Annotated in this window: 21 protein-coding genes; 17 read left to right on the top strand and 4 right to left on the bottom strand. The window is 40.2% G+C overall.

The window, feature by feature from the left end:
- Positions 1–3 precede the first annotated feature (3 nt).
- The 12 genes from miaB to AEA09_RS12815 all read left to right on the top strand — a co-directional run bounded on the left by miaB (position 4) and on the right by AEA09_RS12815 (position 14,447).
- Positions 4–1,551: a tRNA (N6-isopentenyl adenosine(37)-C2)-methylthiotransferase MiaB gene (gene miaB, locus AEA09_RS12870; RefSeq protein WP_053584234.1), complete on the top strand. Its 1,548-nt coding sequence runs from the start codon at positions 4–6 to the stop codon at positions 1,549–1,551.
- Positions 1,548–1,985, top strand: a complete 438-nt coding sequence (locus AEA09_RS12865; protein ID WP_053584233.1) for a YlbF/YmcA family competence regulator — start codon at positions 1,548–1,550, stop codon at positions 1,983–1,985. Before miaB ends, AEA09_RS12865 begins: the two co-directional genes overlap by 4 nt.
- Positions 1,986–2,122: 137 nt before the next feature.
- Positions 2,123–2,755 carry an outer spore coat protein CotE gene (gene cotE, locus AEA09_RS12860; protein ID WP_281176728.1) on the top strand — a complete coding sequence of 211 codons (633 nt, stop codon included), beginning with the start codon at positions 2,123–2,125 and terminating at the stop codon, positions 2,753–2,755.
- A 123-nt stretch (positions 2,756–2,878) separates the two neighbouring features.
- Positions 2,879–5,467, top strand: coding sequence for a DNA mismatch repair protein MutS (gene mutS, locus AEA09_RS12855; RefSeq protein ID WP_053584232.1), 2,589 nt, complete (start codon positions 2,879–2,881; stop codon positions 5,465–5,467).
- 14 nt (positions 5,468–5,481) lie between these two features.
- Positions 5,482–7,359 carry a DNA mismatch repair endonuclease MutL gene (gene mutL / locus AEA09_RS12850; protein WP_053584231.1) on the top strand — a complete coding sequence of 626 codons (1,878 nt, stop codon included), beginning with the start codon at positions 5,482–5,484 and terminating at the stop codon, positions 7,357–7,359.
- Between the two features lie 88 nt (positions 7,360–7,447).
- Positions 7,448–8,935: a glycerol kinase GlpK gene (glpK, locus tag AEA09_RS12845; RefSeq protein ID WP_053584230.1), complete on the top strand. Its 1,488-nt coding sequence runs from the start codon at positions 7,448–7,450 to the stop codon at positions 8,933–8,935.
- A gap of 184 nt (positions 8,936–9,119) precedes the next feature.
- The gene (locus AEA09_RS12840; protein ID WP_053584229.1) at positions 9,120–10,757 is read left to right on the top strand and encodes a glycerol-3-phosphate dehydrogenase/oxidase; all 1,638 of its coding nucleotides are present in this window, start codon (positions 9,120–9,122) and stop codon (positions 10,755–10,757) included.
- A 13-nt stretch (positions 10,758–10,770) separates the two neighbouring features.
- On the top strand, positions 10,771–11,685 hold the full coding sequence (locus AEA09_RS12835) for an alpha/beta fold hydrolase (RefSeq protein ID WP_053584228.1): 915 nt from the start codon (positions 10,771–10,773) through the stop codon (positions 11,683–11,685).
- The gene (gene miaA, locus AEA09_RS12830; RefSeq protein WP_053584227.1) at positions 11,675–12,559 is read left to right on the top strand and encodes a tRNA (adenosine(37)-N6)-dimethylallyltransferase MiaA; all 885 of its coding nucleotides are present in this window, start codon (positions 11,675–11,677) and stop codon (positions 12,557–12,559) included. Before AEA09_RS12835 ends, miaA begins: the two co-directional genes overlap by 11 nt.
- A gap of 77 nt (positions 12,560–12,636) precedes the next feature.
- Positions 12,637–12,858, top strand: coding sequence for an RNA chaperone Hfq (gene hfq, locus AEA09_RS12825; RefSeq protein WP_053584226.1), 222 nt, complete (start codon positions 12,637–12,639; stop codon positions 12,856–12,858).
- Positions 12,859–12,965: 107 nt separating this feature from the next.
- Entirely contained in the window at positions 12,966–13,268 is a 303-nt protein-coding gene (locus tag AEA09_RS12820) for a rhodanese-like domain-containing protein (protein ID WP_053584225.1), read from the top strand.
- A gap of 237 nt (positions 13,269–13,505) precedes the next feature.
- Positions 13,506–14,447 (top strand): nuclease-related domain-containing protein, encoded by a 942-nt coding sequence (locus AEA09_RS12815; protein WP_245622872.1) that lies wholly within the window; start codon positions 13,506–13,508, stop codon positions 14,445–14,447.
- Between the two features lie 127 nt (positions 14,448–14,574).
- On the opposite strand, the gene AEA09_RS12810 is transcribed toward AEA09_RS12815, so the two are convergent.
- On the bottom strand, positions 14,575–15,180 hold the full coding sequence (locus AEA09_RS12810; RefSeq protein ID WP_053584223.1) for a trimeric intracellular cation channel family protein: 606 nt from the start codon (positions 15,178–15,180) through the stop codon (positions 14,575–14,577).
- A 132-nt stretch (positions 15,181–15,312) separates the two neighbouring features.
- On the opposite strand from AEA09_RS12810, the gene AEA09_RS12805 reads away from it, so the two are divergent.
- From AEA09_RS12805 to glnA, 3 genes are all read left to right on the top strand, one after another.
- Complete coding sequence (locus AEA09_RS12805) at positions 15,313–16,563, top strand: methionine gamma-lyase family protein (protein WP_053584222.1); 1,251 nt, start codon at positions 15,313–15,315, stop codon at positions 16,561–16,563.
- A gap of 157 nt (positions 16,564–16,720) precedes the next feature.
- Positions 16,721–17,095, top strand: coding sequence for a MerR family transcriptional regulator (locus AEA09_RS12800; protein ID WP_053584221.1), 375 nt, complete (start codon positions 16,721–16,723; stop codon positions 17,093–17,095).
- Between the two features lie 52 nt (positions 17,096–17,147).
- The gene (gene glnA / locus AEA09_RS12795; RefSeq protein WP_053584220.1) at positions 17,148–18,482 is read left to right on the top strand and encodes a type I glutamate--ammonia ligase; all 1,335 of its coding nucleotides are present in this window, start codon (positions 17,148–17,150) and stop codon (positions 18,480–18,482) included.
- 59 nt (positions 18,483–18,541) lie between these two features.
- Here glnA and AEA09_RS12790 read toward each other — a convergent pair whose 3' ends face one another.
- Together AEA09_RS12790 and AEA09_RS12785 are read right to left on the bottom strand one after the other, a co-directional pair.
- Positions 18,542–20,422 carry an FtsX-like permease family protein gene (locus tag AEA09_RS12790; protein WP_053584219.1) on the bottom strand — a complete coding sequence of 627 codons (1,881 nt, stop codon included), beginning with the start codon at positions 20,420–20,422 and terminating at the stop codon, positions 18,542–18,544.
- Positions 20,409–21,176 carry an ABC transporter ATP-binding protein gene (locus tag AEA09_RS12785; RefSeq protein WP_053584218.1) on the bottom strand — a complete coding sequence of 256 codons (768 nt, stop codon included), beginning with the start codon at positions 21,174–21,176 and terminating at the stop codon, positions 20,409–20,411. The genes AEA09_RS12790 and AEA09_RS12785 overlap by 14 nt, the downstream gene beginning before the upstream one ends.
- Before the next feature lie 227 nt (positions 21,177–21,403).
- Here AEA09_RS12785 and AEA09_RS12780 point away from each other — a divergent pair, with 227 nt between their 5' ends.
- The gene (locus AEA09_RS12780) at positions 21,404–22,078 is read left to right on the top strand and encodes a response regulator transcription factor (RefSeq protein ID WP_053584217.1); all 675 of its coding nucleotides are present in this window, start codon (positions 21,404–21,406) and stop codon (positions 22,076–22,078) included.
- Positions 22,075–23,103, top strand: coding sequence for a sensor histidine kinase (locus AEA09_RS12775; protein WP_053584216.1), 1,029 nt, complete (start codon positions 22,075–22,077; stop codon positions 23,101–23,103). The genes AEA09_RS12780 and AEA09_RS12775 overlap by 4 nt, the downstream gene beginning before the upstream one ends.
- 360 nt (positions 23,104–23,463) lie before the next feature.
- Here AEA09_RS12775 and AEA09_RS12770 read toward each other — a convergent pair whose 3' ends face one another.
- Positions 23,464–24,180 (bottom strand): hypothetical protein, encoded by a 717-nt coding sequence (locus tag AEA09_RS12770; RefSeq protein WP_053584215.1) that lies wholly within the window; start codon positions 24,178–24,180, stop codon positions 23,464–23,466.
- Positions 24,181–24,440 lie beyond the last annotated feature (260 nt).

The following is a 24,440-nucleotide window of genomic DNA, read 5'->3' as shown; positions in this document are numbered from 1 at the left end:
GCAATGAATGAAGAACAACGATTAGCCAGTCAACAAGTCAATCAACCAAAAACTAAAAACGAGCCTGAAAAGGATTATAGTAAATATTTTGAGAAGGTGTTTACAGCGCCTTCATTAAAAGATGCGAAAAAACGTGGGAAAGAAGAAATCAAGTACCATAAAGATTTTGACATTGCTGAAGAATTTGCAGGAATGGGCGTAGGACGCACTTTTTACATTCGTACATATGGCTGCCAAATGAACGAACATGATACAGAAGTGATGGCTGGAATTTTCATGCAGCTTGGCTACACGGCAACTGATATCATTGAAGAAGCAGACATTGTGCTATTAAATACTTGTGCGATTCGTGAAAATGCGGAAAACAAAGTATTTGGTGAGCTTGGCTTCTTGTTGAAATATAAACGTAAAAATCCAGAAATGCTGATTGGCGTTTGTGGTTGTATGTCACAAGAAGAATCTGTTGTGAACAAGATTTTAAAAACATATCCACACGTCGATATGGTGTTTGGTACGCATAATATTCACCGCCTGCCAAACATATTAAAAGAAGCTTATATGTCGAAGGAAATGGTTATTGAAGTTTGGTCGAAAGAAGGGGACGTGATTGAAAACTTACCGAAATCACGTAACGGCTCGATTAAAGCTTGGGTAAACATTATGTATGGCTGCGATAAGTTCTGCACGTACTGTATCGTACCGTATACGCGCGGAAAAGAGCGTAGTCGACGTCCAGAAGAAATTATTCAGGAAGTACGCGAGCTGGCAGCAGCAGGCTATAAAGAAATTATGTTGCTAGGGCAAAATGTAAATGCTTACGGGAAAGATTTTGAAGACATTAATTACCGCCTAGGTGATTTAATGGATGAATTACGTAAAATTGATATTCCGCGTATTCGCTTTACAACAAGTCATCCACGCGACTTCGACGATCAATTAATCGAAGTGCTCGCAAAAGGTGGCAACCTTGTTGAACATATTCACCTGCCAGTACAGTCCGGTTCAAATGAAGTGTTAAAAATTATGGCGCGTAAATATACACGTGAGCATTTCTTAGGGCTTGTCGATAAAATAAAAGCAGCTATTCCTGGTGTGACATTGACAACGGATATTATCGTCGGCTATCCGAATGAAACGGAAGAACAGTTTGAAGAAACGCTTTCTTTGTATCGTGAAGTGGGCTTTGAAATGGCATTCACTTATATCTATTCACCTCGTGAAGGTACACCGGCTGCAAAAATGGTCGATAATGTTCCAGAAGATGTGAAAAAAGAACGCCTACATCGTTTAAATGCGGTTGTTCAAGAATATTCTAGAAAAGCTTTAGCGGACCTAGAGGGCGAAATTGTAGAAGTGTTAGTTGAAGGGACAAGTAAACGCCGTGAGGATGTGCTTGCTGGCTACACTCGCAAAAATCGTCTTGTGAACTTCTCTGCACCAAAAGAGCTGATTGGTCAGTTAGTGAAAGTAAAAGTAGTAGAGGCCACTTCGTATTCATTACGTGGTGAATTTATTGAAGTAGTAAAAAATGAAAAGGTGGATGCCAAATGACACAAGTATTATACACAAAAGACGATTTAATCAAGAAATCACATGAAATTGCGAACATGATTGCCAATACACCAGAAGTTGAGTTTTTCAAAAAAGCAGAAGCTCAAATTAACGAAAATCAACTTGTGCGCGAACGTATTGCAAGTTTGAAGAGCTTACAAAAACAAGCAGTAAACTTCCAACACTTAGGTAAAGAAAAAGCCCTTAAAATGATTGAAAGTAAAATTGAGAAGATCGAAGAAGAAATCAATGAAATTCCAGTTGTTCAACAATTTAAAGAATCTCAAGTGGATGTAAACGATTTATTACAATTAGTGTCAAACACAATTGCTAATAACGTCACTAATGAGATCGTACGCTCAACTGGTGGCGATTTATTACGTGGTGAAACAGGCTCTCAAGTAGCTAATTCACAACCAGGAAGCTGCTCATAATTGTCAAACTGCTCGCACATTTGTGTTGAGCAGTTTTTTTGCGGATCCGTGAAAACCTTTATGCAACAGGATCTTAAAGGAATCTTTTACTAAAACTAAATACGTTCACCCAATGGGCGCTACTTGCATATGATGGAATGAGACAAAGCGAAGGAGGAATTGCGCTGAAACGTTTACGACAAATCGTGACGAAAGCTGTAGTTGCCAAAGGGAAAAAACGGACAGAGGAATCGGTAACAATATGTCCAACAAATAAACCGACGAGTATTCTGGGATGCTGGGTGATCAATCATACTTGTTCGGCAAAAAAAGTTGGGAAGTTTGTAGAAGTGTCAGGGAAATTTGATGTAAATGTATGGTATGCCTATAGTAATCATTCGAAAACAGCTGTATTTTCGGAGACTGTACACTATAAAGACAAAGTGAAATTACATTTTAGAGATGGTGAAGTCAGTGTAGGCGATGATGTGCATGTGCGTGTGTTACAAGAGCCAAACTGTATGGAAGCGGTCATTTCAAAATGTGGTACGAAATTTGAAATTGTAGTAGAACGTGAAGTTATTGTAGAAGTAATGGGTGAAACGACAATATGCATTAGCGTACATCCATTAGATTTTGAAGAGGAATGGAATTTCCAAGATGAAAGTTCATCATCTTCAAGCTCATCATCATCATCATCGTCGAGTTCAAGTTCAAGTTCATCTAGCTCGGGCGGTGACGGGAAATTCTTCTTAGAGTCTTCGTCATTTCCTGAGGAACGACCAAGATAGTAAACAGCATATGATTTTTTGATACATGCGGAATGCTTGCATCTTTACAAAGATGAAATAGGCGTTTCGCATGTATCTTTTGTTATAATAAAAGTAACTAAGGCAAGAGTGAGGGAAATTTGAATGACAACCTATACACCAATGATGCAACAATATTTACAAGTAAAAGAAGATTACAAGGACGCCTTTTTATTTTTTAGACTAGGTGACTTTTATGAGATGTTTTTTGAGGATGCAGTTAATGCCTCGCAAATTTTAGAAATTACGTTAACAAGCCGTGATGCAGGATCAAAAGATCGTATTCCAATGTGTGGGGTACCGCATCATTCAGCGAAGAATTATATTGAAACACTTGTGCAAAAGGGCTACAAGGTCGCAATTTGTGAGCAAACGGAAGATCCGAAGCAAGCAAAAGGCGTAGTGAGACGAGAAGTGGTGCAGCTGATTACACCAGGTACGATTATGGAGGGCAAGGCACTTGATGGGAAAACAAATCACTTTATCGGTGCCGCGGAACAGCTAGACAGTAAATCGTATGGCTATGCCTATCTAGATTTGTCTACTGGTGAGGCGGTCGCTTCGTCGATTGAAGGGGACGAAAAGGCGTTACTGATGCAAATGCAGGCGTACGGTATTCGAGAGCTCGTTGTAGCGGAAGAATTACAGACGTTATTTGCAGAGCATGCGATGAATTTAGGCATTGTTTTGTCTATAGAAGCAGATGAGATGGCAATGGACAAGGCAGCGGCGTATGTTGAAGCTGTGCCGACGAACATACAACATGCATGTCGCCGATTATTAGCGTATATCGACCAAACGCAAATGCGTTCACTATCGCATATTCAGGCATTTACGTTCAATGAAATGAAAAATTATTTACGTATTGATTCAAGCTCAAAACGAAATTTAGAACTCATTCAATCGATTCGTGGTGGCGATCAAAAAGGAACGCTATTGTGGTTACTAGATGACACAGTTACTGCAATGGGTGGACGTAAATTAAAGCAGTGGCTTCATCAACCGCTTGCATCACGTACGGCGATTGAAGCAAGACTTGAGGTTGTAACAGATTTACTTGAGGAATATTTTGTTCGTACAGAATTACAAGCTTCCCTTAAACAAGTATATGATTTAGAACGCTTAGCGGGTCGTGTGGCATTTGGTAATGTTGGTGGGCGAGATTTAGCTCAGCTTCGTGATTCACTGCGCCAAGTGCCAATGATTCAACATCAATTAGTGAATGCAAGTAAGGAAACGTTGCAAAAACTAGGGGCTATGCTTGATATTTGTGCAGATGTAGAGGCGCTTTTAGCCCATGCAATTACGGACAATCCGCCCATTACTATTAAAGAGGGCAACGTCATTCGCGATGGCTACAATGATCGTTTGGACGAGCTTCGTTATGCGTCTCGAAACGGCAAGGACTGGATTGCACAGCTTGAGCAGGAAGAACGTGTGAAAACGGGCATTAAAAACTTGAAAATCGGTTATAATCGTATTTTTGGATATTATATCGAAATTACAAAATCCAATATTCATTTGGCGGATTTAACGCGTTATGAACGCAAGCAAACATTGGCTAATGCTGAGCGTTATATTACGCAGGAATTAAAAGAAAAAGAAGCGCTTATTTTGAACGCTGAGGAAGAGAGCTTAACGTTAGAGTATGATTTGTTTGTGGAGATTCGTGAAGAGTTAAAGGCGTTTATCCCACGTGTACAGGCACTGGCAGCAAGTATAAGTGAACTGGATGTATTACTCAGCTTTGCGAGTGTATCAGAAAAATATCGTTTCACTAAACCAGAATTCCATACAGGTCGTGCATTGAAAATCATTGAGGGTCGTCACCCAGTTGTTGAAAAAATGCTCAATAAGCAAATGTACGTGCCAAATGATTGTGTCCTTGAAGAGAATCAGAATATGATGCTCATTACCGGGCCGAACATGTCTGGTAAGAGTACGTATATGCGTCAAGTCGCTCTCATTGTTGTGATGGCGCAAATGGGCTGCTACGTACCCGCTGAAAAAGCAGTACTTCCAATTACGGACCAAATTTTCACTCGTATTGGCGCTGCAGATGATTTAGCGGCTGGACAATCGACATTTATGGTAGAAATGTTGGAATCGCAACATGCCATTACCCATGCGACGCAAAATAGTTTACTTTTGTTCGATGAAATTGGACGAGGGACTTCTACGTATGACGGGATGAGCCTTGCCCAAGCGATGATGGAATACATTCACGATAAGATTGGTGCAAACACACTGTTTTCAACGCATTATCATGAATTAACAGCACTTGAACATGAACTAACACGCCTACAAAATGTCCATGTCTCTGCGACAGAAAAAAATGGTGCGGTCGTCTTTTTACACAAAGTTAAAAAAGGAGCAGCCGATAAATCGTACGGGATTCACGTGGCACAGCTTGCACAATTACCGGAAGAAATTTTAGCCCGTGCACGCGTACTGCTAGAAAATTTCGAATCAGGAAAAGAAGAGTCGGTTGTAGCGCCTGCACCTCAAGTGGTAGAAGAACAACCAATACAAATGAGCCTATTTGTAGAAGAAGAGCAGGTGCCAACAGTATCTCCTGCTGAACAAGACGTATTAAACAGCTTGGAGAAAGTTAATATTATGGGCACATCACCCATGCAGGCGATGAATATTTTATATGAGTTACAGCAGCAATTATTAAACACGAAAAAATAAAGGAGTGAAGCGCCATGGGGAAAATTCAAATTATGGACGAATGGCTGTCCAATAAAATTGCGGCAGGGGAAGTGGTTGAAAGACCAGCTTCTGTTGTCAAAGAGCTTGTCGAAAATGCCGTTGATGCAGGCAGTACGTCCATTGATGTTTTTCTGCTAGAAGCGGGGCTCACTTCGATACAAGTGATTGATAACGGAAGTGGAATGGATGAGGAGGATGCACTCATTTCCTTCTCACGTCATGCCACAAGTAAAATTCATCAGGAACATGATTTATTCCGTATTCGTACCCTTGGTTTCCGCGGGGAGGCATTAGCGTCGATTGCGTCTGTATCCAAAATGACGCTCATTACTTCAAATGGGGAGTCGGGTACGTATGTAGAGCTTGAAGGTGGGCATGTGGTATCACAAAAGCCAGGCCCTCTGCGTAAAGGTACGGATATAACAGTGGCTCAATTATTTTTCAACACACCAGCCCGTTTAAAATATATGAAAACGATTCAAACAGAGCTTGGTCATACGATTGATTTGATGAATCGTCTTGCGCTGGGCAATCCCAAAATTGCATTTAGATTGCTTCATAATGGACAGCAGTTATTGCATACGAACGGACGAGGCGATGTCCAACAGGTGTTAGCGGCGATTTACGGAGTACACAATGCGAAAAAGATGGTGCCGTTTTCGGGAGAATCGCATGATTACAAGGTATCGGGCTATATGTCGTTACCAGAAGTGACGCGTGCTTCGAAAAACTATATGTCGCTGTTCGTTAATGGCCGCTGGGTAAAGCATTACTTGGTGCAAAAGGCGATAGTCGATGCATATCATACGTATTTACCGATTGAACGCTTCCCGGTTGTGGCGCTTTATATTGAAGGAGACCCCTATTTAACGGATGTCAATGTCCATCCAGCAAAGCATCAAATTCGTCTGAGTAAAGAGCCGGAGTTATTGAAGCTTGTGGAAGAAACGATTCGGGAAACGATTCGTGGTGTCATACGTGTGCCGCAAATGGAGAAGAAGGAAAAGGTTGTAAAAGCCGAAACCGAGCAACTGAATATTTGGAAGCCTGCACCTAAGCTTGATGTTGGCAAAATGAATGCCATCGTAGAAAAATTATATGATGTGCAAACGGTGCAGGAGTCGAAATCGCTACAAGTCGAAGTACCTGAGGCTACAGCAATTGAGGAAAATTGGCATGCGGTGCCAGAAGAATCGACTATTAGAATAGAAGAATCTCCTGAAAAAAAGGGAGATTTACCGCAAGAAGAACTACAAGAAGAGCCAAAAGAAGAACCGAAAAAAGAGCCGTTTCCTGCACTTGAGGTAGTTGGGCAAATACACGGCACATACATTGTGGCACAAATGGAGGACGGTTTTTATTTAATCGACCAGCACGCCGCACAAGAGCGCATTAAATATGAATTTTTCCGTGAAAAAGTTGGGCAGGTAGATCCAAATGAACGCCAAGCATTACTGTTACCATTAACGTTTCACTATGCTGCAGACGAAGCACTCGTTTTGCGAGAAAATAGGCATGAACTTGAAGCAGTGGGCGTTTTCTTAGAGGAGTTCGGGCAGTCATCGTTTGTAGTTCGAGAGCATCCGAGCTGGTTCCCTAAGGGTGAGGAACAAGAAATTATTGAAGATTTAATCGAGCAAGTACTGACAACGAAAAAAGCAGATGTGAAAAAATTACGTGAAGATGCGGCCATTATGATGAGCTGTAAAAAATCCATTAAGGCCAATCACTACTTAACGAAAGAACAGATGGATGTGCTATTAAGTGATTTACGTAAGGCGGATAATCCATTTACCTGCCCGCATGGACGTCCAGTGTTAATACACTTTACGACGTATGAAGTGGAGAAAATGTTTAAACGAGTTATGTAAATATAGAAGCGGATTCGTGGCCGTGGGATAGGGGCGACCTTGAGCGCGGCACGAATGCCTAGATATCAATGATAAAGGGGGAAACTGAATGGGTGAATTCATACTAGCACTCGATCAGGGAACGACGAGTTCACGTGCGATTTTGTTCAATAAAAAAGGTGAGATTGTTCACGAAGCACAAAAGGAATTTCAACAGTTTTTCCCGAAAGCTGGATGGGTAGAACATGATGCCACAGAAATTTGGGGCTCAATTCTTGCGGTAATCGCTACGGTAATGACTGAAAGCGAACATGAAGCGAGCGAGGTACATGCAATTGGTATTACCAATCAGCGTGAAACGACGGTTGTATGGGATAAAAACACCGGGCAACCTATCTACAATGCGATTGTTTGGCAGTCTCGTCAAACGCAGGATATTGTCAATGATTTAAAGGAACGAGGACTTGAGAAAACGTTCCAGCAAAAAACGGGCCTGCGTCTCGATGCCTATTTCTCGGCAACAAAAATCAAATGGATTTTAGACAATGTAGAAGGTGCTCGTGAAAAAGCCGAAAACGGTGAATTATTATTTGGCACGATTGATTCGTGGATAGTGTGGCGATTATCTAAAGGGAAGGCCCATATTACGGATTATTCAAATGCTTCACGGACACTTATTTATAATATTCATGACTTGAAGTGGGACGATGAGCTTTGTGCAATTTTAGATATTCCGATGGCGATGTTGCCAGAGGTAAAAAACTCGTCGGAGATTTATACGACGACGGCGAAAAGTATTTTCTTTGGCGAGGAAATACCAATTGCTGGTATTGCAGGTGATCAACAAGCAGCGCTATTCGGTCAAACATGCTTTCAAAAAGGCATGGCCAAAAATACGTATGGCACAGGGTGCTTCATGCTTCTTAACACAGGTGAAGAGGCGGTTCGGTCGGAAAATGGACTCCTTACAACGATTGCGTGGGGACTTGATGGCAAGGTAACGTATGCATTAGAAGGTAGCGTTTTTGTGGCTGGTTCAGCGATACAGTGGTTACGTGACGGGCTTCGTATGATCCGTAGTGCCGCTGACTCTGAAACTTACGCGGAAAGAGTAGAAGATACAGACGGTGTTTACGTCGTGCCGGCATTTGTTGGGTTAGGCACCCCGTATTGGGATACAGACGCGAGAGGGGCTATTTTCGGCTTAACGCGTGGTACGTCAAAGGAACATTTTATCCGTGCGACACTCGAATCATTAGCGTATCAAACGAAAGATGTACTTCATGCGATGGAAGAAGCCGCTGGTTCACCAATACATGCATTACGTGTGGATGGTGGAGCTGTTGCCAACAGCCTTTTAATGCAGTTTCAAAGTGATGTATTGCAATTGGAAGTAGAGCTTGCCAAGATGAACGAGTCCACCGCGCTTGGTGCAGCATATTTAGCAGGAATAGCAACTGGATTTTGGCAAGATGAAGATGAACTTTCAGGACTTTGGGAGAGTGGCAAAACCTATATGCCGAAAATGGATAAAAGCCGAGCGCAGGCACTTTATTTAGGATGGCAAAAGGCAGTGGAGGCAACACGCATCTTTTAACTTTATTCAGTCAGCTGTAGAACTTAGACTGAATAAAGTTAAAGCCTCCGGCGGATGTCACAGATTTTGAATTGTGCCAGCACAATTCAAAATCTGGACGCATTGTTTTTCTGTGCGAAAGCGAAGCGTCAGCAACAATTACGCCGAGGCGTAATTGATAATATAACCGATGGGGGAAAATCATATGTTTTCATTTAAGCATCGTCCTAAAATTAAGCATTATCTTGAACAATATAGCTTTGATGTGCTAGTTATCGGAGGGGGTATTACGGGTGTAGGTATTGCACTTGATGCTGCTGCACGTGGTCTTTCGGTTGCGCTTGTTGAAATGCAGGATTTTGCTGCCGGTACTTCTAGTCGTTCCACAAAGCTAATACATGGTGGATTGCGTTATTTAAAGCAGTTTGAAGTTGGTGTTGTGGCAGAGGTAGGTCGCGAAAGAGAAATTGTGTATGATAATGCCGTGCATGTGACAACACCTGAAAGAATGCTGTTGCCGCTGTATAAACAAGGCTCACTAAGTCCTTTCACCACATCGATCGCATTAAAAGTATATGACCGTTTGGCAGGTGTGAAAAAACAGGAACGTCGTACGATGCTGAACGCACAGGAAACAATGGAACTTGAGCCACTGTTAAAGCAAGATGGGCTTGTAGGTGGCGGCTATTACGTCGAATATCGTACAGATGATGCACGATTAACGATAGAGGTGCTCAAAAAGGCAGTAGAAAACGGTGCTCTTTGTTTAAACTATGCCAAAGTAACAGAATTTCTATACGACAAGAAAAAAGTAGTGGGCGCAAAAGTTGTAGACGCGATCACTGGTCAATCGATGGATGTACATGCCGCGCAAATTGTGAATGCAACAGGGCCTTGGGTAGATGAAGTGCGTAATAAAGATAAAGAGTCGAATAAGAAGCAACTCCGCCTAACAAAAGGTGTGCATATTGTACTCGACCAAAAACATTTCCCATTACAGCAGTCAGTGTATTTTGATATTCCAGATGGTCGGATGGCATTTGCTATTCCACGAGATGGTAAAGCCTATATTGGTACAACTGATACAGTGTATGAAGGTGATCCAAAGCATCCCGTTGCAACGAAGGAAGATGTGGATTATTTAATCGCAGCGGCAAAATCAATTTTTCCGACAGCAACTATTACGACCGAGACGATTGAGTCTTCTTGGGCAGGGATACGCCCGCTCATTTATGAAAAAGGGAAAGATCCATCTGAAATTTCACGTAAAGATGAAGTGTGGACTGCACCGAGCGGACTGATGACGGTTGCAGGTGGTAAATTAACCGGCTATCGTCAAATGGCAGAAACGGTTGTCGATAAAATTGTGGCAGCGCATAAATTTAAACATGCGGATAAATGTTCGACACGTGAAATGTCATTGTCAGGTGCAAGGGGCATAAATGCCATCAATTTCTCAGACTATATAAGCTACAAAGCGAGAGAAGGCGTACAGTACGGATTGACATATGATGAAGCCAAGCAACTTGTGCAAAAATACGGTACAAATGTAGATGCATTATTCAATCAAGTGAAATTTTTGCATGAGCATGGAAGTACGATGCCGCTAGCTTTACATGCGATGTTGTTATACGGCATGGAGGCGGAGATGGTGAATACGCCAAGTGATTTTTTCATTCGCCGTACAGGATTATTATATTTTGATATTGAAGCGGTGAAACGTTATAAACAACAGGTGATGCATGTGATGCAACAGCATCTGGGGTATACAGAAAAGCAACGAGTAGAATACTTAGCACAGCTAGATGAAGCCATCGAAGAAGCAACGAATTTTGCAAACTAGAGGGGGAAATCTGATGGAACAACTGATGCAAATGTCGGATGGACATGTGGTGTTTACGAATAAGTTTGAACCTGTAGGAATTTGTATCGGCCATATTCATATTTTGCATGGTATGGCGGAGCATAGTGGACGCTATGAGAAATTTGCTCGTGAACTGTGTGCGTTTGGATATGTCGTAACGATGCATGATCACAGAGGGCACGGTAAAACTGCAATGCGTAATGGACAGCTTGGTTTTTTTGCAGAAGAGGACGGCTTTGCGCGTGTTGTTGAAGATGTCCATGAAATTGTAAGCGTGATGCATGCACCATATACGGATGTACCGTTTATATTATTTGGGCATAGCATGGGGTCCTTTATTGCGAGACGATACATTCAGTTGTATGGTGAGTCGGTGGATCGTGTGATTTTATGTGGTGCTGGTGCTGTCTCGACTTTACATAAAGTGGGGCATTATGTGGCGCTTGCCTTAGCTAAACAGTTCGGAAAAGATGTAGAGAGCCCGTTATTAAACGACTTAAGCTTTGGTAGCTTCAATAAGCAATTCCCTTCTACTAAAACAGCGTATGATTGGTTGTGTTCCGTGGAGCAAGAGGTGCAAAAATATATCGATGATCCTTATTGTGGCTTTATCCCGACCAATCAGTTTTTCGCGGATTTGACAAAAGGCTTTATGGAACTGAATCGAAAAAAAGAGATTGAAAAAATAAAGAAAAACTTACCGATTTTATTGATTAGTGGAAGCAAGGACCCTGTTGGAGAGCAAGGGGCCGGTGTGTACCGTGTGGCAGAGCAATATCGTTCTGCAGGTCTAGAAGATGTGACTGTTTATTTGTTTGAAGACAAGAGACATGAAATTCTAAACGAAGACAATCAACAAGCGGTTTATCAAGTTTTATTACGGTGGTTAAATAAATATGATACATGACAAAATAACAAAAGCAGAAGTCGTAGCGATTGTTGGTCCTACTGCTTCCGGCAAAACAGCACTTAGCATTGAGCTAGCCAAACAATATAATGGTGAAATTATTAATGGCGATTCGATGCAGGTTTACAAAGGTTTAGATATTGGTACAGCCAAAATTACCGACGAAGAGATGGAAGGTGTCCCACATCATTTGCTCAGTTTCCTGGAGCCGACAGATTCCTTTTCCGTTGCCGACTATCAAAAATTAGTGCGAGCGAAAATTTCTGAGATTCAAGCACGAGGAAAGCTACCGATTATCGTTGGTGGCTCAGGACTTTATGTACAAGCTGTGTTATTTGATTTTCAGTTTACGGATGAACAAGTAGATGAGGAAGCACGTAAAGCTTATTATGCTGAGCTTGAGAAATTGGGCCCTGAGGCAATGCATGCAAAACTCGCAGCACTAGATCCAAAAACAGCAGAGACGATACACCCAAATAATACGCGTCGTGTCATTCGTGCTTTAGAGATGATCGAATTAAGTGGTGTTTCCAAGGCGTCAGAAGCCCAAAATCGTGGAGAGATTCCACTTTACAATCATTTGATAATCGGGCTTGGACAAAATATGGATCGTGAAGAATTATATGATCGCATAAATCGCCGCGTGGATATCATGATGGAAAAAGGCCTATTGGAAGAAGTAAAGGGCTTATGGCAGCAAAATATTCGAGGCGTCCAGTCAATTCAAGCAATTGGTTACAAAGAATTATATGATTATCTGGATGGTAAATGCTCACTTGAAGAAGCGATAGAAAGCCTCAAGCAAAACTCACGTCGTTATGCCAAGCGTCAGCTAACGTATTTCCGAAATAAAATGGATATACACTTTTTGTGAAAAAATTATTGCTAATTTGGAAATTTATGCTAGTATAAGGTGGGTATATAGAAAGAGAGATAGAGGAGGCGCTTTCGATGAAAACGACTAATTTGCAAGATGCATTCTTAAATCAGTTACGTAAAAATAGTGTTTTTGTTACAGTATTTCTGTTGAATGGGTTCCAACTAAAAGGAACGGTGAAATCTTATGATAACTTCACGATTTTACTTATTGATGGTGATGGCAAACAACATCTTATTTACAAACACGCTATATCTACTTTCGCCCCACTAAAGCAAGTGGACCTAACAGAATAAGAGAAATCAAAGCTTTAAATTTTATCGGTTAGTGTCATTGCACTAGCCGTTTTTTTTTGTTCGCGCTATAATAAAGGCGAGATCGATATATTGGAGGAAAATAACACATGAAATCAATGGAAACACCAGCATTATTAGAGTTACTAGATGCAAACGAAGATTTATACATTATTGACGTACGCGAAGACGATGAAGTCGCACAAGGCATGATCCCAGGCGCTAAGCACATCGCACTTGGCACAATCCCTGATCGCTTAGACGAATTAGATGCTTCAAAGCCATACATAGTAGTATGTAAAGCTGGCGGACGCTCTGCCAATGCATGTGCTTTCTTAGAAGCGCAAGGCTTTGACGTAACAAACCTTGAAGGTGGCATGCTTGCCTATGACGGCGAGTTAGAATTTAAATAAGTTTTTGTTTTGAAGCCCTCGCATTGTGCGGGGGCTTTTAGTTTGTCGAAAAGGTGTGGAAATTTGAATTTTGCTAGGGGGTGTGCTTGATAGAGGTGAGTTTTTGCACGATAGAATCCGTTTGGTGCATGATTGGCTAATAGTTTTGCACGATAGGAAGTAAACAATGCACGATTGATTGTGGGCTACTAAATCTTTTATAATATATTTGAGAAAGGTGGTGAAATATTGCGAATAATGGAGAGGAAAAAGCCGCATAAGCTGTTAATGTTGGAAGCTATTTTACGACGACTCAAAAAAACATCCCCAAACTACTCTTATTTTCTGGAATACCATCGTAAAATGAATGCTGGCTTTGCTGGTGAACGCTATGTCGATCGTATTTGGCAGGAAATGAATCTACCTTCCCCATTTCAATTATTCCATGATTATTGTTTTGTCAATGATGCAGGTTTTACCCATCAAGTAGATACCGTATTTGTAACGCCCCATTTTTTATGCTTAATCGAAATAAAAAATATTGCAGGTCGGCTCGACTTTGATGATGTGAAAAGGCAATGCATTCGTACAATGGCTAACGGCAAAGTAGACAGCATTGCATATCCCGTTGACCAACTGCTTCGTCATGAGAGGTATTTTCAAAACGTGTTAACGCAATTACAGCTGAAACTTCCGATTGTAAAAGTAATTCTCATGGCACAATCATCTACAATGATTGGCCAGGTGAGTGTGGAATGTCCCATTATGCATAGCATTGGCTTGCCTCACTTTTTACAGAAACAGTGGCAACGATTCAGTCAGCGTGCATTAACTAATAGAGAGTTCGATCAATTACTCGAACAATTGGCAACGATGCGTCAAGACAAGCTATGGGTACAGGAAATTGCGCATGAGGAGTTGAAATCAGGTGTGCTCTGCCCAAATTGTGCATATGAGCAGAAAATGTATTATGTGCAGGGTTCGTGGTTTTGCCGAAGTTGTGGTATGGAAAACAACGAGGCGTTTGATGAGGCCTTGCAAGATTATCGGCTTTTGCGAGAAAGTACTATTACAAATGCAATACTATGTAAGGAATTTAACATTCCCAGCAAGTATATTGCCTACCGTATTTTGCAAGCATTGAAGTTTGAAAAAGTAGGCAATAATCGCTACAGTCAGTATAAAATTCCGGAGAGCTAGGCGATAGAATGAATAGGATGCACGATAGCATTCGATTTCTGCACGATAGAACGCCAAAGTTGCACGATGATAGCGGTCTTCATCGTTGCAAATGATTCAGTAGCCATTTTTGAGTGTGAAAACAGCGTTAAGCCTGGTTTAATTTTCGCAATGGCAAACGCCATTTTCGTGTATAAGAAAGAATACGTAACGCTGTAATGGCAGCAAACAATACATATAAAAAGATATCCCCTGATAAAACTTCAAGTCCTATGATAAGTCCTGCAATAGCTGCCCAGACGCCGTAGATTTCATCGCGTAGTACGAGTGGTTTGCGCCTAGCTAACAAATCGCGCACAATCCCACCACCAGAGCCAGTTAATACGGCTGCCACAATGACTGCACTAATGGGCATATCGAGCTTTACGGCATATAGTGCCCCTTGAATGGCGAATGCTGATAAACCAATAGCATCGGTGAAATTGCCCCAACGATGCCAGTGTTGAATGAGCCGATGTGGAAATAAGAAAAACAACGTAATGGCTGCAATCGCGATTTGAAACATCATATCCTGGCCCCATAATGTTGTTACAGGAAGGCCAATGAGTAGATTACGAATGGCCCCTCCACCGAAAGCGGTGACAATTCCTAGTATGTAAACACCGAATAGATCGTATTCTTCCTCCATCGCAATTATTGCCCCGGAAATTGCAAAGGCAATGGTGCCAACGATGCTAAAAACTTCCCAAGCCATACTTTTCACTCCTACTATAATAATTAGCCCCTAGCTTAGCGCATCTAGCAAACAGAAACAATAGCAATTTTTGCAGGCTTGCGTACAAATTGATAAGATAGGGAAGAACTAATTGAAACGGAGACGAAACAAATGACTTTTACAAGCAATTTAACAGAAGAAACATTGGCTCTAGCCACACAAATAGAAGAGAAGGTACGCCCTTTCCATGTGAAAGTGGAGGAGATGGCATTTTTTAATCAGCAAAAGGTACTATCGGCATTTAGAAAGCATCAGGTGAGTGATTATCATATGCATCCATCGAATGGTTATGGCTACGATGATGAGGGCCGTGATAATTTAGAGCGTGTTTATGCGACAGTATTTGGGGCGGAAGCGGCAATTGTACGTCCGCAAATTATTTCTGGCACGCATGCGATTACGCTAAGTCTTTTTGGTGTTTTACGCCCAGGGGATGAGCTGCTGTACATTACAGGGAAGCCCTATGATACGCTGCAGTCCATTGTCGATGGTGGTGACAAGGATACAGGTTCCTTAAAAGATTATAAAATTGGTTATAGTCATGTCGATTTAATTGATAACCAGGAGATTGACTGGGACGGGGTAGCGGCTGCGATTACGCAGAATACAAAAATGATTGCGATTCAACGCTCAAAGGGGTATGCATCGCGCCCATCATTCACAATTGAGCAAATTGCTGATATGTGTGCGAAGGTACGTGAACTTGCACCTGAGGCGATTATTTTTGTCGATAACTGCTATGGTGAATTTGTTGAGACGCAGGAACCAACTGAAGTCGGTGCGGATTTAATGGCAGGCTCGTTGATTAAAAATCCAGGTGGTGGCTTAGCGAAAATTGGTGGCTATATTGCAGGTCGCGCTGAATTAGTAGAAAAATGTGCGTACCGTATGACATCACCGGGCATTGGTGCAGAAGCTGGTGCAACTTTAAATACATTGGCCGATTTCTACCAAGGTTTCTTCTTAGCACCGCATGTGGTGTCTCAAGCGTTAAAAGGTGCCATTTTTACATCCGCGATGCTAGAGGAAATCGGAATGACTACGTCGCCAAGCTATGCCGCGCACCGAACAGATTTAATTCAATCGGTATCATTCCAAACAGCGGATCAGATGATAGCCTTTTGTCGTGAAATACAAGCGAATTCACCGATTAATGCGCACTATGCACCGGAACCGGCGTACATGCCGGGCTACGAGGATGATGTAATTATGGCAGCTGGCACGTTTATTCAGGGTTCTAGCATTGAGTTAACAGCAGATGGCCCAATTCGTCCGCCATATACTGCGTTTATTCAAGGTGGATTAACGTACGAGCACGTGAAATTTGCCATTTGTAGCGCGGTACAAAAAATCCGAAAATAAATATGTAAAAACTGTTCAAAGACTTAATTTGAACAGTTTTTTTACATTTCTTCGTCTAGTGAAAAATTTCTGAAAAAACCATGTAAGAAAACCTTACATCTCCATTGACAGTAAAAATTTTTCATTGTATGATAATCGGGTATTGGAGGGGACTTAAATGAGTCGTGAAATTAGACGAACTATGCCGTTATTATCTATGAGTATCGTGATGCAATTGACCGAGCTTTCTGCGCGACAAATTCGTTATTATGAAGAACACCATTTAATTGAGCCGCACCGAACAGAAGGCAATCGCCGTATGTTTTCTTTAAATGACGTCGATATTCTTCTTGAAATAAAAGATTACTTGGAACAGGGTATGAATATAGCGAAAATTAAAAAGATTTTCACGAAAAAACAAGATCCTGCCGTAGCTGAAGAAACAAATTTAAGCGACACTGAACTACGTCGCGTGATGCGCGAAGAAATGCGTCAAGCACAGCGCATGCAAAAATCGTCCATCCGACAAGGTGATTTATCTCGATTCTATTAATTAGATTCGGGTAATGATATAAGCTAGACAATTTATAGGAGTGTGGAAAACTGTGGGTAAATACACAAAAGAGGACATTAAGCGTCTAATTGAAGAAAAACATGTAAGCTTTATTCGACTACAATTTACGGATATTCTGGGTACGATTAAAAACGTTGAAATTCCTGTAAGCCAACTAGACAAAGCACTAGACAACAAAATGATGTTTGACGGCTCATCAATTGAAGGTTTCGTTCGTATCGAAGAATCAGATATGTATCTATTTCCAGATTTAGATTCTTTCGTAGTGTTCCCTTGGACTTCTGATAAAGGGAAAGTAGCACGTTTCATCTGTGACGTCTACACTGCAAAAGGCGAACCATTCGCAGGTGACCCACGTAATAACTTAAAGCGTATTCTAAAGAAAATGGAAGATATGGGCTTCACAAGCTTCAACTTAGGGCCTGAGCCAGAATTCTTCTTATTCAAATTAGATGAAAAAGGCGAACCAACTTTAGAAGTAAACGACCACGGTGGTTACTTCGATTTAGCACCAACTGACCTTGGTGAAAATTGCCGCCGCGATATCGTGTTAGAGCTAGAGGAAATGGGCTTTGAAATCGAAGCATCTCACCATGAAGTAGCACCTGGCCAACACGAAATCGATTTCAAGTATGCTGATGCGATCACGGCTTGTGATAATATCCAAACATTCAAATTAGTTGTTAAAACAATTGCACGCAAACATGGCTTACATGCAACGTTCATGCCAAAACCATTGTACGGCGAAGCAGGTTCTGGTATGCATTTCAACGTATCATTATTCAATGGTAAAGAAAATGCATTTTATGATGAATCAACAGAACTAGGTCTTTCTGAAACAGCTATGCAATTCATGGCGGGTGTTCTTAAACACGTACAAGGTTTCACGGCAGTAACAAACCCAACAGTTAACTCTTATAAACGCTTAGTGCCTGGTTACGAAGCGCCATGTTACGTAGCATGGTCTGCTCAAAACCGTTCACCACTGATCCGTATCCCATCTGCACGTGGTCTTTCTACTCGTGTTGAAGTTCGTTCAGTGGACCCAGCAGCAAACCCATACTTAGCGATGGCTGTTATTTTAGAAGCGGGCCTTGAAGGGATCCGTCAAAGACTAACACCACCAGCTGCAATTAACCGCAACATCTATGTAATGTCTGAAGAAGAGCGCCAAGCAAACGGTATTGATAATCTACCACCAGCACTTGACGATGCTTTAGCATTACTTGCAAAAGACAAAGTGGCGCAAGAAGCTCTAGGTGAGCACATTTACGCGAACTTTAAAGAAGCAAAAGAGATCGAGTTCGATATGTATCGAACAACAGTACACCAATGGGAACGCGACCAATATCTAAAAATGTATTAATCAAAAAGGGTTGTCCAGAAAGTCAGTTTTCCTGACTTTCTGCGACAACCCTTTTTGTATTACCTGTTCACAATGCGATTATAAGACGTAATAGTTAATACGTAATAAATCAGATAGATGACGCCATAGGCAGCGACCGCATAGAGGAAATAAAGTACATTTTCGATTAAGTCCATATCATATTGTACCACTATGGATAGAAGTAACATGCCTCCATTCAATATGCCAATCAGTAAAGGCAAGATAAATACAAATAGCGTTTGTTTGGTTATTGTTGACCTTACTTCCTTTTTATTTACACCTATTTTTCGTAAAATCTCATAACGGTTTTGATCCGCATATGCTTCTGAGATTTGTTTGAAATAAATAATACTTCCCGTTGCGGCTAAGAGGACTAATGCTAACGAGCTGACAATAAACGTTTTCATGCCTGTGAATGCTTTTATTGATGTATATTTGTCATAATACGTCAGCAATTGCATGTTTTCATCGGATAGTTTTTGTAAAGTCTCAGATGTTTCTTTTGTTGTTTTTTCATTTTCTACTTCATACGCTTTATACGTGATGGGCGGGAAATTTTCAGCCATTTCACTAAACAATTTGTCATCAACGACAAGATATAAAAACTCCTCACCATCTGTTAGTCGTACTGATTTTTTTTCGAGCTTTTCAAGTGTCAATGTCTGCTTGCCTTGAGGTAATGGAATTTCAATGTCATGTCCCTCAAAATCAGCAGCCGATTGATGTATGAAATAATATTTAAAAGCGATAGCTTGTTCGCCAGATAATGGTGGTATATCCCCTAAATCCATTGTTTTTTTCACTTGGTGAAAGGTTTGTTCAGCCATCAAGTTAATGGACAGATCATGATTGTCTTGAAATGGTGCTGCGGTAGTTCCTTTCACTGAAATAATCGGGATATCGAGTTGCTCGGTAATTGGATGGTTTTTATCATTTGTAATGATACGATTGATTTGCTGATCAATCGCTTCATCCTTTGAAAGATAAATATAACTATACGGAGCTGTGCTACGAGCCTCTTTTTTAGTCATACCATATTCAGAAAAAGCTGCTTGAATGTATGGTAGTGCGCCTGTAATGAGTAAAGCGATGATCGTCAGCATCAGTGCATTTCCTCTAACTCGGTACAATAAGTGAGTAGTACCGATGATGTTGATGCCGTGATAGTACTTGGCCTTCTTCTTTTGTGCACGTTTTAACAGATAGACTGTCAAAGAGCGGAATAATAAATAAGTACCAATGACCACAATTGGTATCGCAAGCATCGCCATGCCATTAAACATCAACCAATAACTACTTGTTAGTAATACAAACGCAAGGCTAGCAGAAAAGAAAGAGGCTTTTGGGACTTTCTCGCCTTTTTTCTCTGCATGGAATAATTCAATCAATCGGAATCGGTAAATTAAGAGATACGACTGAACCGATGTGAAAATAGTAATCATTGTAAAGACAAGTGTCGTTGTTAAAATAGCTTCCAATGGAATACTAAAACTTACTTCAATCGGGGCACCCAAAAGCTTGAGCAGCAACATAGCAGACAATCTGGATAAAATGATACCTAGTACGAGCCCTGTTAATAACGTCATTGCGCCAATGATGATATTCTCAAAAAATAACATACGTCCTATTGTTTTTTTCTTTACACCAAGTAGGGAGTACAAGCCGACTTCTTTCTTCCTTTTTTTTGTGAAAAAAGCATTCGAATAGCCAATAAAGACGATGATGAACCCTATTAAAATGAAAGAGGTTTGTGACATAGTACTATCCAAAAATGGGTCGACATTTTGAATTTCTGGAATGTATAACAGAGAATTAAACGTATAAAAGATGATGATACAAACAACCATAGAGAAAAAGTAAAGCAAATAGTTGTTTATATTGCCTTTAATATTTTTTCTGGCTAGGTTAAATAAGTTCACTTGCACCACCCCCAAGAACAGATAATACATCTAATATTTTTTTGAAGAATTCTTTGCGCGTTGTATTGCCTTTTGCAAGCTCCGTGAATATGTTACCGTCTTTAATAAAGAGCACGCGTTGGCAATAGCTCGCTGCAAAGGCATCATGTGTAACCATTAATATGGTTGCTTTCTCTTCATTACTTAAACCTTGCAAACTCTCCAATAAGTCTGTCGCCGATTTAGAGTCCAATGCACCTGTTGGCTCATCTGCTAAAATCAAGCTAGGATTCGATATGATCGCACGAGAAGCAGCTGTACGCTGTTTTTGCCCACCTGAAATTTCATATGGATATTTCTCTAAGATGGAGAGAATCCCAAAGCGATCTGCTATTTCATAGACTCTTCGATCGATTTCCATTACATCCATTTTCGCTAATGCTAATGGCAAAATAATATTATCTCTTACTGTTAATGTATCTAACAAATTATAATCTTGAAAAATAAAACCAAGTTTGTCACGACGGAATGCAGATAGTTGATCTTCACTCATGTTTAATATGCTAGTTCCATCAATCAATATTTCACCTGATGTGGGTTTATCAATGGTAGCCAAAATATTCAAAAGTGTCGATTTACCAGCCCCCGAAGGTCCCATAATACCAACAAATTCTCCTTCACGAACGGTGAAATCTATATTGTCCAATGCGGTAAATGTCTGTCCTCTATCTCCGTATACTTTTTTGATGTTTGTAGTTTCTACAATTGTTTTCATCTATATTTCCTCCAATTTCGAAGTTGTGTTCTCTTTACATGCTCTATTCTATACCACGCAACACTTCCGTAACCTTTCAGTTTAAGCGTTAACCTTACAGTTCTGTCATTTTGACTACAGAAATTCATTTTTCCACTATAATGATGGGGAGAAGTGCTGTGAGAACTGCATAACTATGCTACCTCAAGCACAAATTAACCTTACTCTATACATTCAGGAGAAAAATGATGAAAATTATGATTGTAGAAGATGAAAAAACAATTCGAGATATGATAGGAGAAACAATCGAAAAATGGGGATTGGAGCTTGTAAAAGTAGATGATTTCGACCAAGTGCTACAAATCTTTCTACAGGAAAATCCTCACCTTGTGCTAATGGATATTAACTTGCCATCCTTTGACGGGTTTTACTGGTGTCAAAAAATAAGAGAATTTTCAAAAGTACCGATACTCTTTATTTCCTCTCGTAATACACCAATGGATATGGTGATGGCAATGAATATGGGAGGCGATGACTTCATCAATAAACCTTTCCATCTGGATGTTTTAATGGCTAAAATCAATGCACTTCTACGACGTACGTACGCGTATACAGAGGATCTTGAGCTAACGGTCATTGAGCATGATGGTGTGGTACTTAACTTGAAAAACTATGAAGTCACTTATGAAAATCAAAAAGTGGTGTTAAGTAAAAACGAAACAATTATTTTGCATCTTCTCATGAAGAATAGAGGAAGTGTCGTAAGTCGGAGTAAAATTATGCGTAGCCTTTGGGCGGATGAAAGATTTGTAGATGAAAATACGTTAACCGTAAATATTGCACGTATACGCAAGAAAATTGCGGAACTTGGCAAAGAACAGTTCATCACCACGAAGAAGGGAAGCGGGTATATGATTGAATGAGTTTTATTCAATATTTAAAAGATAAGCGATTTTTTCTCACTCTCTATGTGATTTTGATGCTTTTTGTTTCATTAATTATGATCGTCAATGATGATTGGGAGTTGGCTTCTCAAAACCTTCTTTATACGCATATTTTTTGTTTCTTTTTTGCAAGTTTGTATGTGATTATCGGCTATTATTATCGACGTTCCTTCTACCTTAAGTTGCAGAATTTAATCGACAGTAAACAGGAGGATTTTCACATAGCAATGCCTGAGCCCCAAAGCTATGAGCAAGCTTTATACATCCAGCTAATCCAAAAAGTACATGCCCATCATGCGGAACAGCTACAAAAACTAGTACTAGAAAAACGTGATCATCAAGACTTCATCATGTCCTGGATTCATGAAGTAAAGCTGCCAATCGCTGCAAGTCATTTATTGATGGAAAACAGTACAGGCAAGACAACGGACTTCCTTGTCGATAAATTGGAAGATGAGCTGAGCAAGATTGATAATTATGTGGAACAAGCGTTATATTATTCTCGCATTGATTCTTTTTCTAAAGATTATTTCATTACGGACGTCTCGGTACAAAACATCGTCAAAAATAGTGTGAAAAAGTATGCGAAGTACTTTATCACCAAAAGAATTCGTTTTCAAATGGATGAAGGGGAGAACTTTGTACAAAGTGATAGTAAATGGCTTGCTTTTATCATCAATCAAATCATCACTAACGCGTTAAAGTATACAATTGAAGGCGGAGGTATCTCTGTTTTGATAGAAGAAGACAGTAAAGAAAAACGATTAGTCATACGAGATACTGGCATTGGCATCAAGCAAGAAGACCTTTATCGTGTATTTGAAAGAGGCTTCACAGGTACAAATGGGAGAAGTCATTCGAAATCCACAGGTATGGGACTATATTTGGCAAAACAAATGGCCTTGAAATTAGGGCATGATATTTCTATGCAATCCCAAGAAGGAAAGTACACAAGCGTCACTATTCATTTTCCGAAAATGAGAAATTACTATCACTTCAATTGAATTAGAAAAAACAGAACCTGACTGTCGTTTATTTTAAAAAAGTCATGTTTGTAAGTTGAATCTATAATAAACCAGTACTATTGATGTAATGTGAAATATTTAAATTGAAAATTTTTAAGCTGAACTAACCTGAATAATTAGTTCAGCTTTTATTTATAGTATTTAATATAAAGCCAGAGTAATTGTATTTTTTTGTATAATGAAGGCGGGTGAATATGTATGATGTTTATTCGGCTAATTGTATAGGGGAGTTTAACAAACAATTTTAATTTATAGATTGAGCCAATTGTATGAAAAGGTATAAAAATAAAGAACAAGTGCCCTTTATAATAGAGGACACTTGTTTTATTAAACCAACTTTTAATTACTATTCAATCCAAGTGTTTGTTTCATTTTAGAAACTGCTTGATTCAATTCCTCATCTTGCACAATAGTTATATCAGTGTCCCACTGCTCTCCTTTAGGTAAGTTGAATTGGAAATTCTCGGCATATGGTGCTGGACGGCCTAATACATACTCAACAATTTCCTTTGCGATAAACGTTCTTGCTTCTTCGGGAGTACGTTTACCTGTAACGATTTCATGCATCATATTTAGAGAGAGAGTATTTGCACCCTCATTATCGCAGTGGACAGAAACCTCACCTTTTGTACGATCAATAACGATACTACCTTCTAGTTGGGCAACTAATCCTACTTTATCTGCTGGCACATGATAATCAATGAATTGTTCAAGTACATCAGTATGAGGCTCAGGGAAATCATGGGGTACCTCATCGCGAAAGGCAATAGTTCGTTTCCAAGGTCCATTGTTATACCAGATTAGACGGCTTGGAGTTGCTTCATTTGGTGGTCCATAAAAATTAATTGTATTTTCAGCCGCCATTTTAGAAGTAGCAGGCCATTCTTCAACAATTTTTTTTGCATCTTCCAAATTAATTAAACCTGTCGAGCCTTTATCTCCACCATTCCCAGTTCTGTGTAGATTCAGATTACTGACCATTGCAGTGGTCGCTATTTTTAACCGAGCTTCAGCGGGAGTACTACTTGCCGCTGTTTTTTGTGAATTATTATCCATCTGAGAATCTCCTCCTATTGATATTGATCTATAATTTAACTTCCCATTTAAAATAGAACTAAACTTCGATTTTACGATAGGAGGAAGGTTCAAAGTGAGATTGTGAAAGATTCTACCTACGAACACAGCGCTACATCAGTGGGAGTAGTCAAATATAGACGAATTAAAAATACGATTATATCTGATGTTTATGAACAGGGGTCAAAGGGGAATAAAAGTTGTAGTGATTGAGGTAAGTGCATTTTTTTTTAGAAAAACTA

The organism is Lysinibacillus contaminans, assembly GCF_001278945.1.
Classification (GTDB): Bacteria; Bacillota; Bacilli; order Bacillales_A; family Planococcaceae; genus Lysinibacillus; species Lysinibacillus contaminans.
Note: the sequence above shows the minus strand (reverse complement) of the source record. Positions and strands in the feature narration are given on the sequence as shown.

Excerpts from the sequence above, each read along its gene's own strand:
- miaB (WP_053584234.1), top strand. The coding sequence starts at position 4 with ATGAATGAAGAACAACGATTAGCCAGTCAACAAGTCAATCAACCAAAA.
- AEA09_RS12865 (WP_053584233.1), top strand. The coding sequence starts at position 1,548 with ATGACACAAGTATTATACACAAAAGACGATTTAATCAAGAAATCACAT.
- cotE (WP_281176728.1), top strand. The coding sequence starts at position 2,123 with ATGAGACAAAGCGAAGGAGGAATTGCGCTGAAACGTTTACGACAAATC.
- mutS (WP_053584232.1), top strand. The coding sequence starts at position 2,879 with ATGACAACCTATACACCAATGATGCAACAATATTTACAAGTAAAAGAA.
- mutL (WP_053584231.1), top strand. The coding sequence starts at position 5,482 with ATGGGGAAAATTCAAATTATGGACGAATGGCTGTCCAATAAAATTGCG.
- glpK (WP_053584230.1), top strand. The coding sequence starts at position 7,448 with ATGGGTGAATTCATACTAGCACTCGATCAGGGAACGACGAGTTCACGT.
- AEA09_RS12840 (WP_053584229.1), top strand. The coding sequence starts at position 9,120 with ATGTTTTCATTTAAGCATCGTCCTAAAATTAAGCATTATCTTGAACAA.
- AEA09_RS12835 (WP_053584228.1), top strand. The coding sequence starts at position 10,771 with ATGGAACAACTGATGCAAATGTCGGATGGACATGTGGTGTTTACGAAT.
- miaA (WP_053584227.1), top strand. The coding sequence starts at position 11,675 with ATGATACATGACAAAATAACAAAAGCAGAAGTCGTAGCGATTGTTGGT.
- hfq (WP_053584226.1), top strand. The coding sequence starts at position 12,637 with ATGAAAACGACTAATTTGCAAGATGCATTCTTAAATCAGTTACGTAAA.
- AEA09_RS12820 (WP_053584225.1), top strand. The coding sequence starts at position 12,966 with ATGAAATCAATGGAAACACCAGCATTATTAGAGTTACTAGATGCAAAC.
- AEA09_RS12815 (WP_245622872.1), top strand. The coding sequence starts at position 13,506 with ATGGAGAGGAAAAAGCCGCATAAGCTGTTAATGTTGGAAGCTATTTTA.
- AEA09_RS12810 (WP_053584223.1), bottom strand. The coding sequence starts at position 15,180 with ATGGCTTGGGAAGTTTTTAGCATCGTTGGCACCATTGCCTTTGCAATT.
- AEA09_RS12805 (WP_053584222.1), top strand. The coding sequence starts at position 15,313 with ATGACTTTTACAAGCAATTTAACAGAAGAAACATTGGCTCTAGCCACA.
- AEA09_RS12800 (WP_053584221.1), top strand. The coding sequence starts at position 16,721 with ATGAGTCGTGAAATTAGACGAACTATGCCGTTATTATCTATGAGTATC.
- AEA09_RS12785 (WP_053584218.1), bottom strand. The coding sequence starts at position 21,176 with ATGAAAACAATTGTAGAAACTACAAACATCAAAAAAGTATACGGAGAT.
- AEA09_RS12780 (WP_053584217.1), top strand. The coding sequence starts at position 21,404 with ATGAAAATTATGATTGTAGAAGATGAAAAAACAATTCGAGATATGATA.
- AEA09_RS12775 (WP_053584216.1), top strand. The coding sequence starts at position 22,075 with ATGAGTTTTATTCAATATTTAAAAGATAAGCGATTTTTTCTCACTCTC.
- AEA09_RS12770 (WP_053584215.1), bottom strand. The coding sequence starts at position 24,180 with ATGGATAATAATTCACAAAAAACAGCGGCAAGTAGTACTCCCGCTGAA.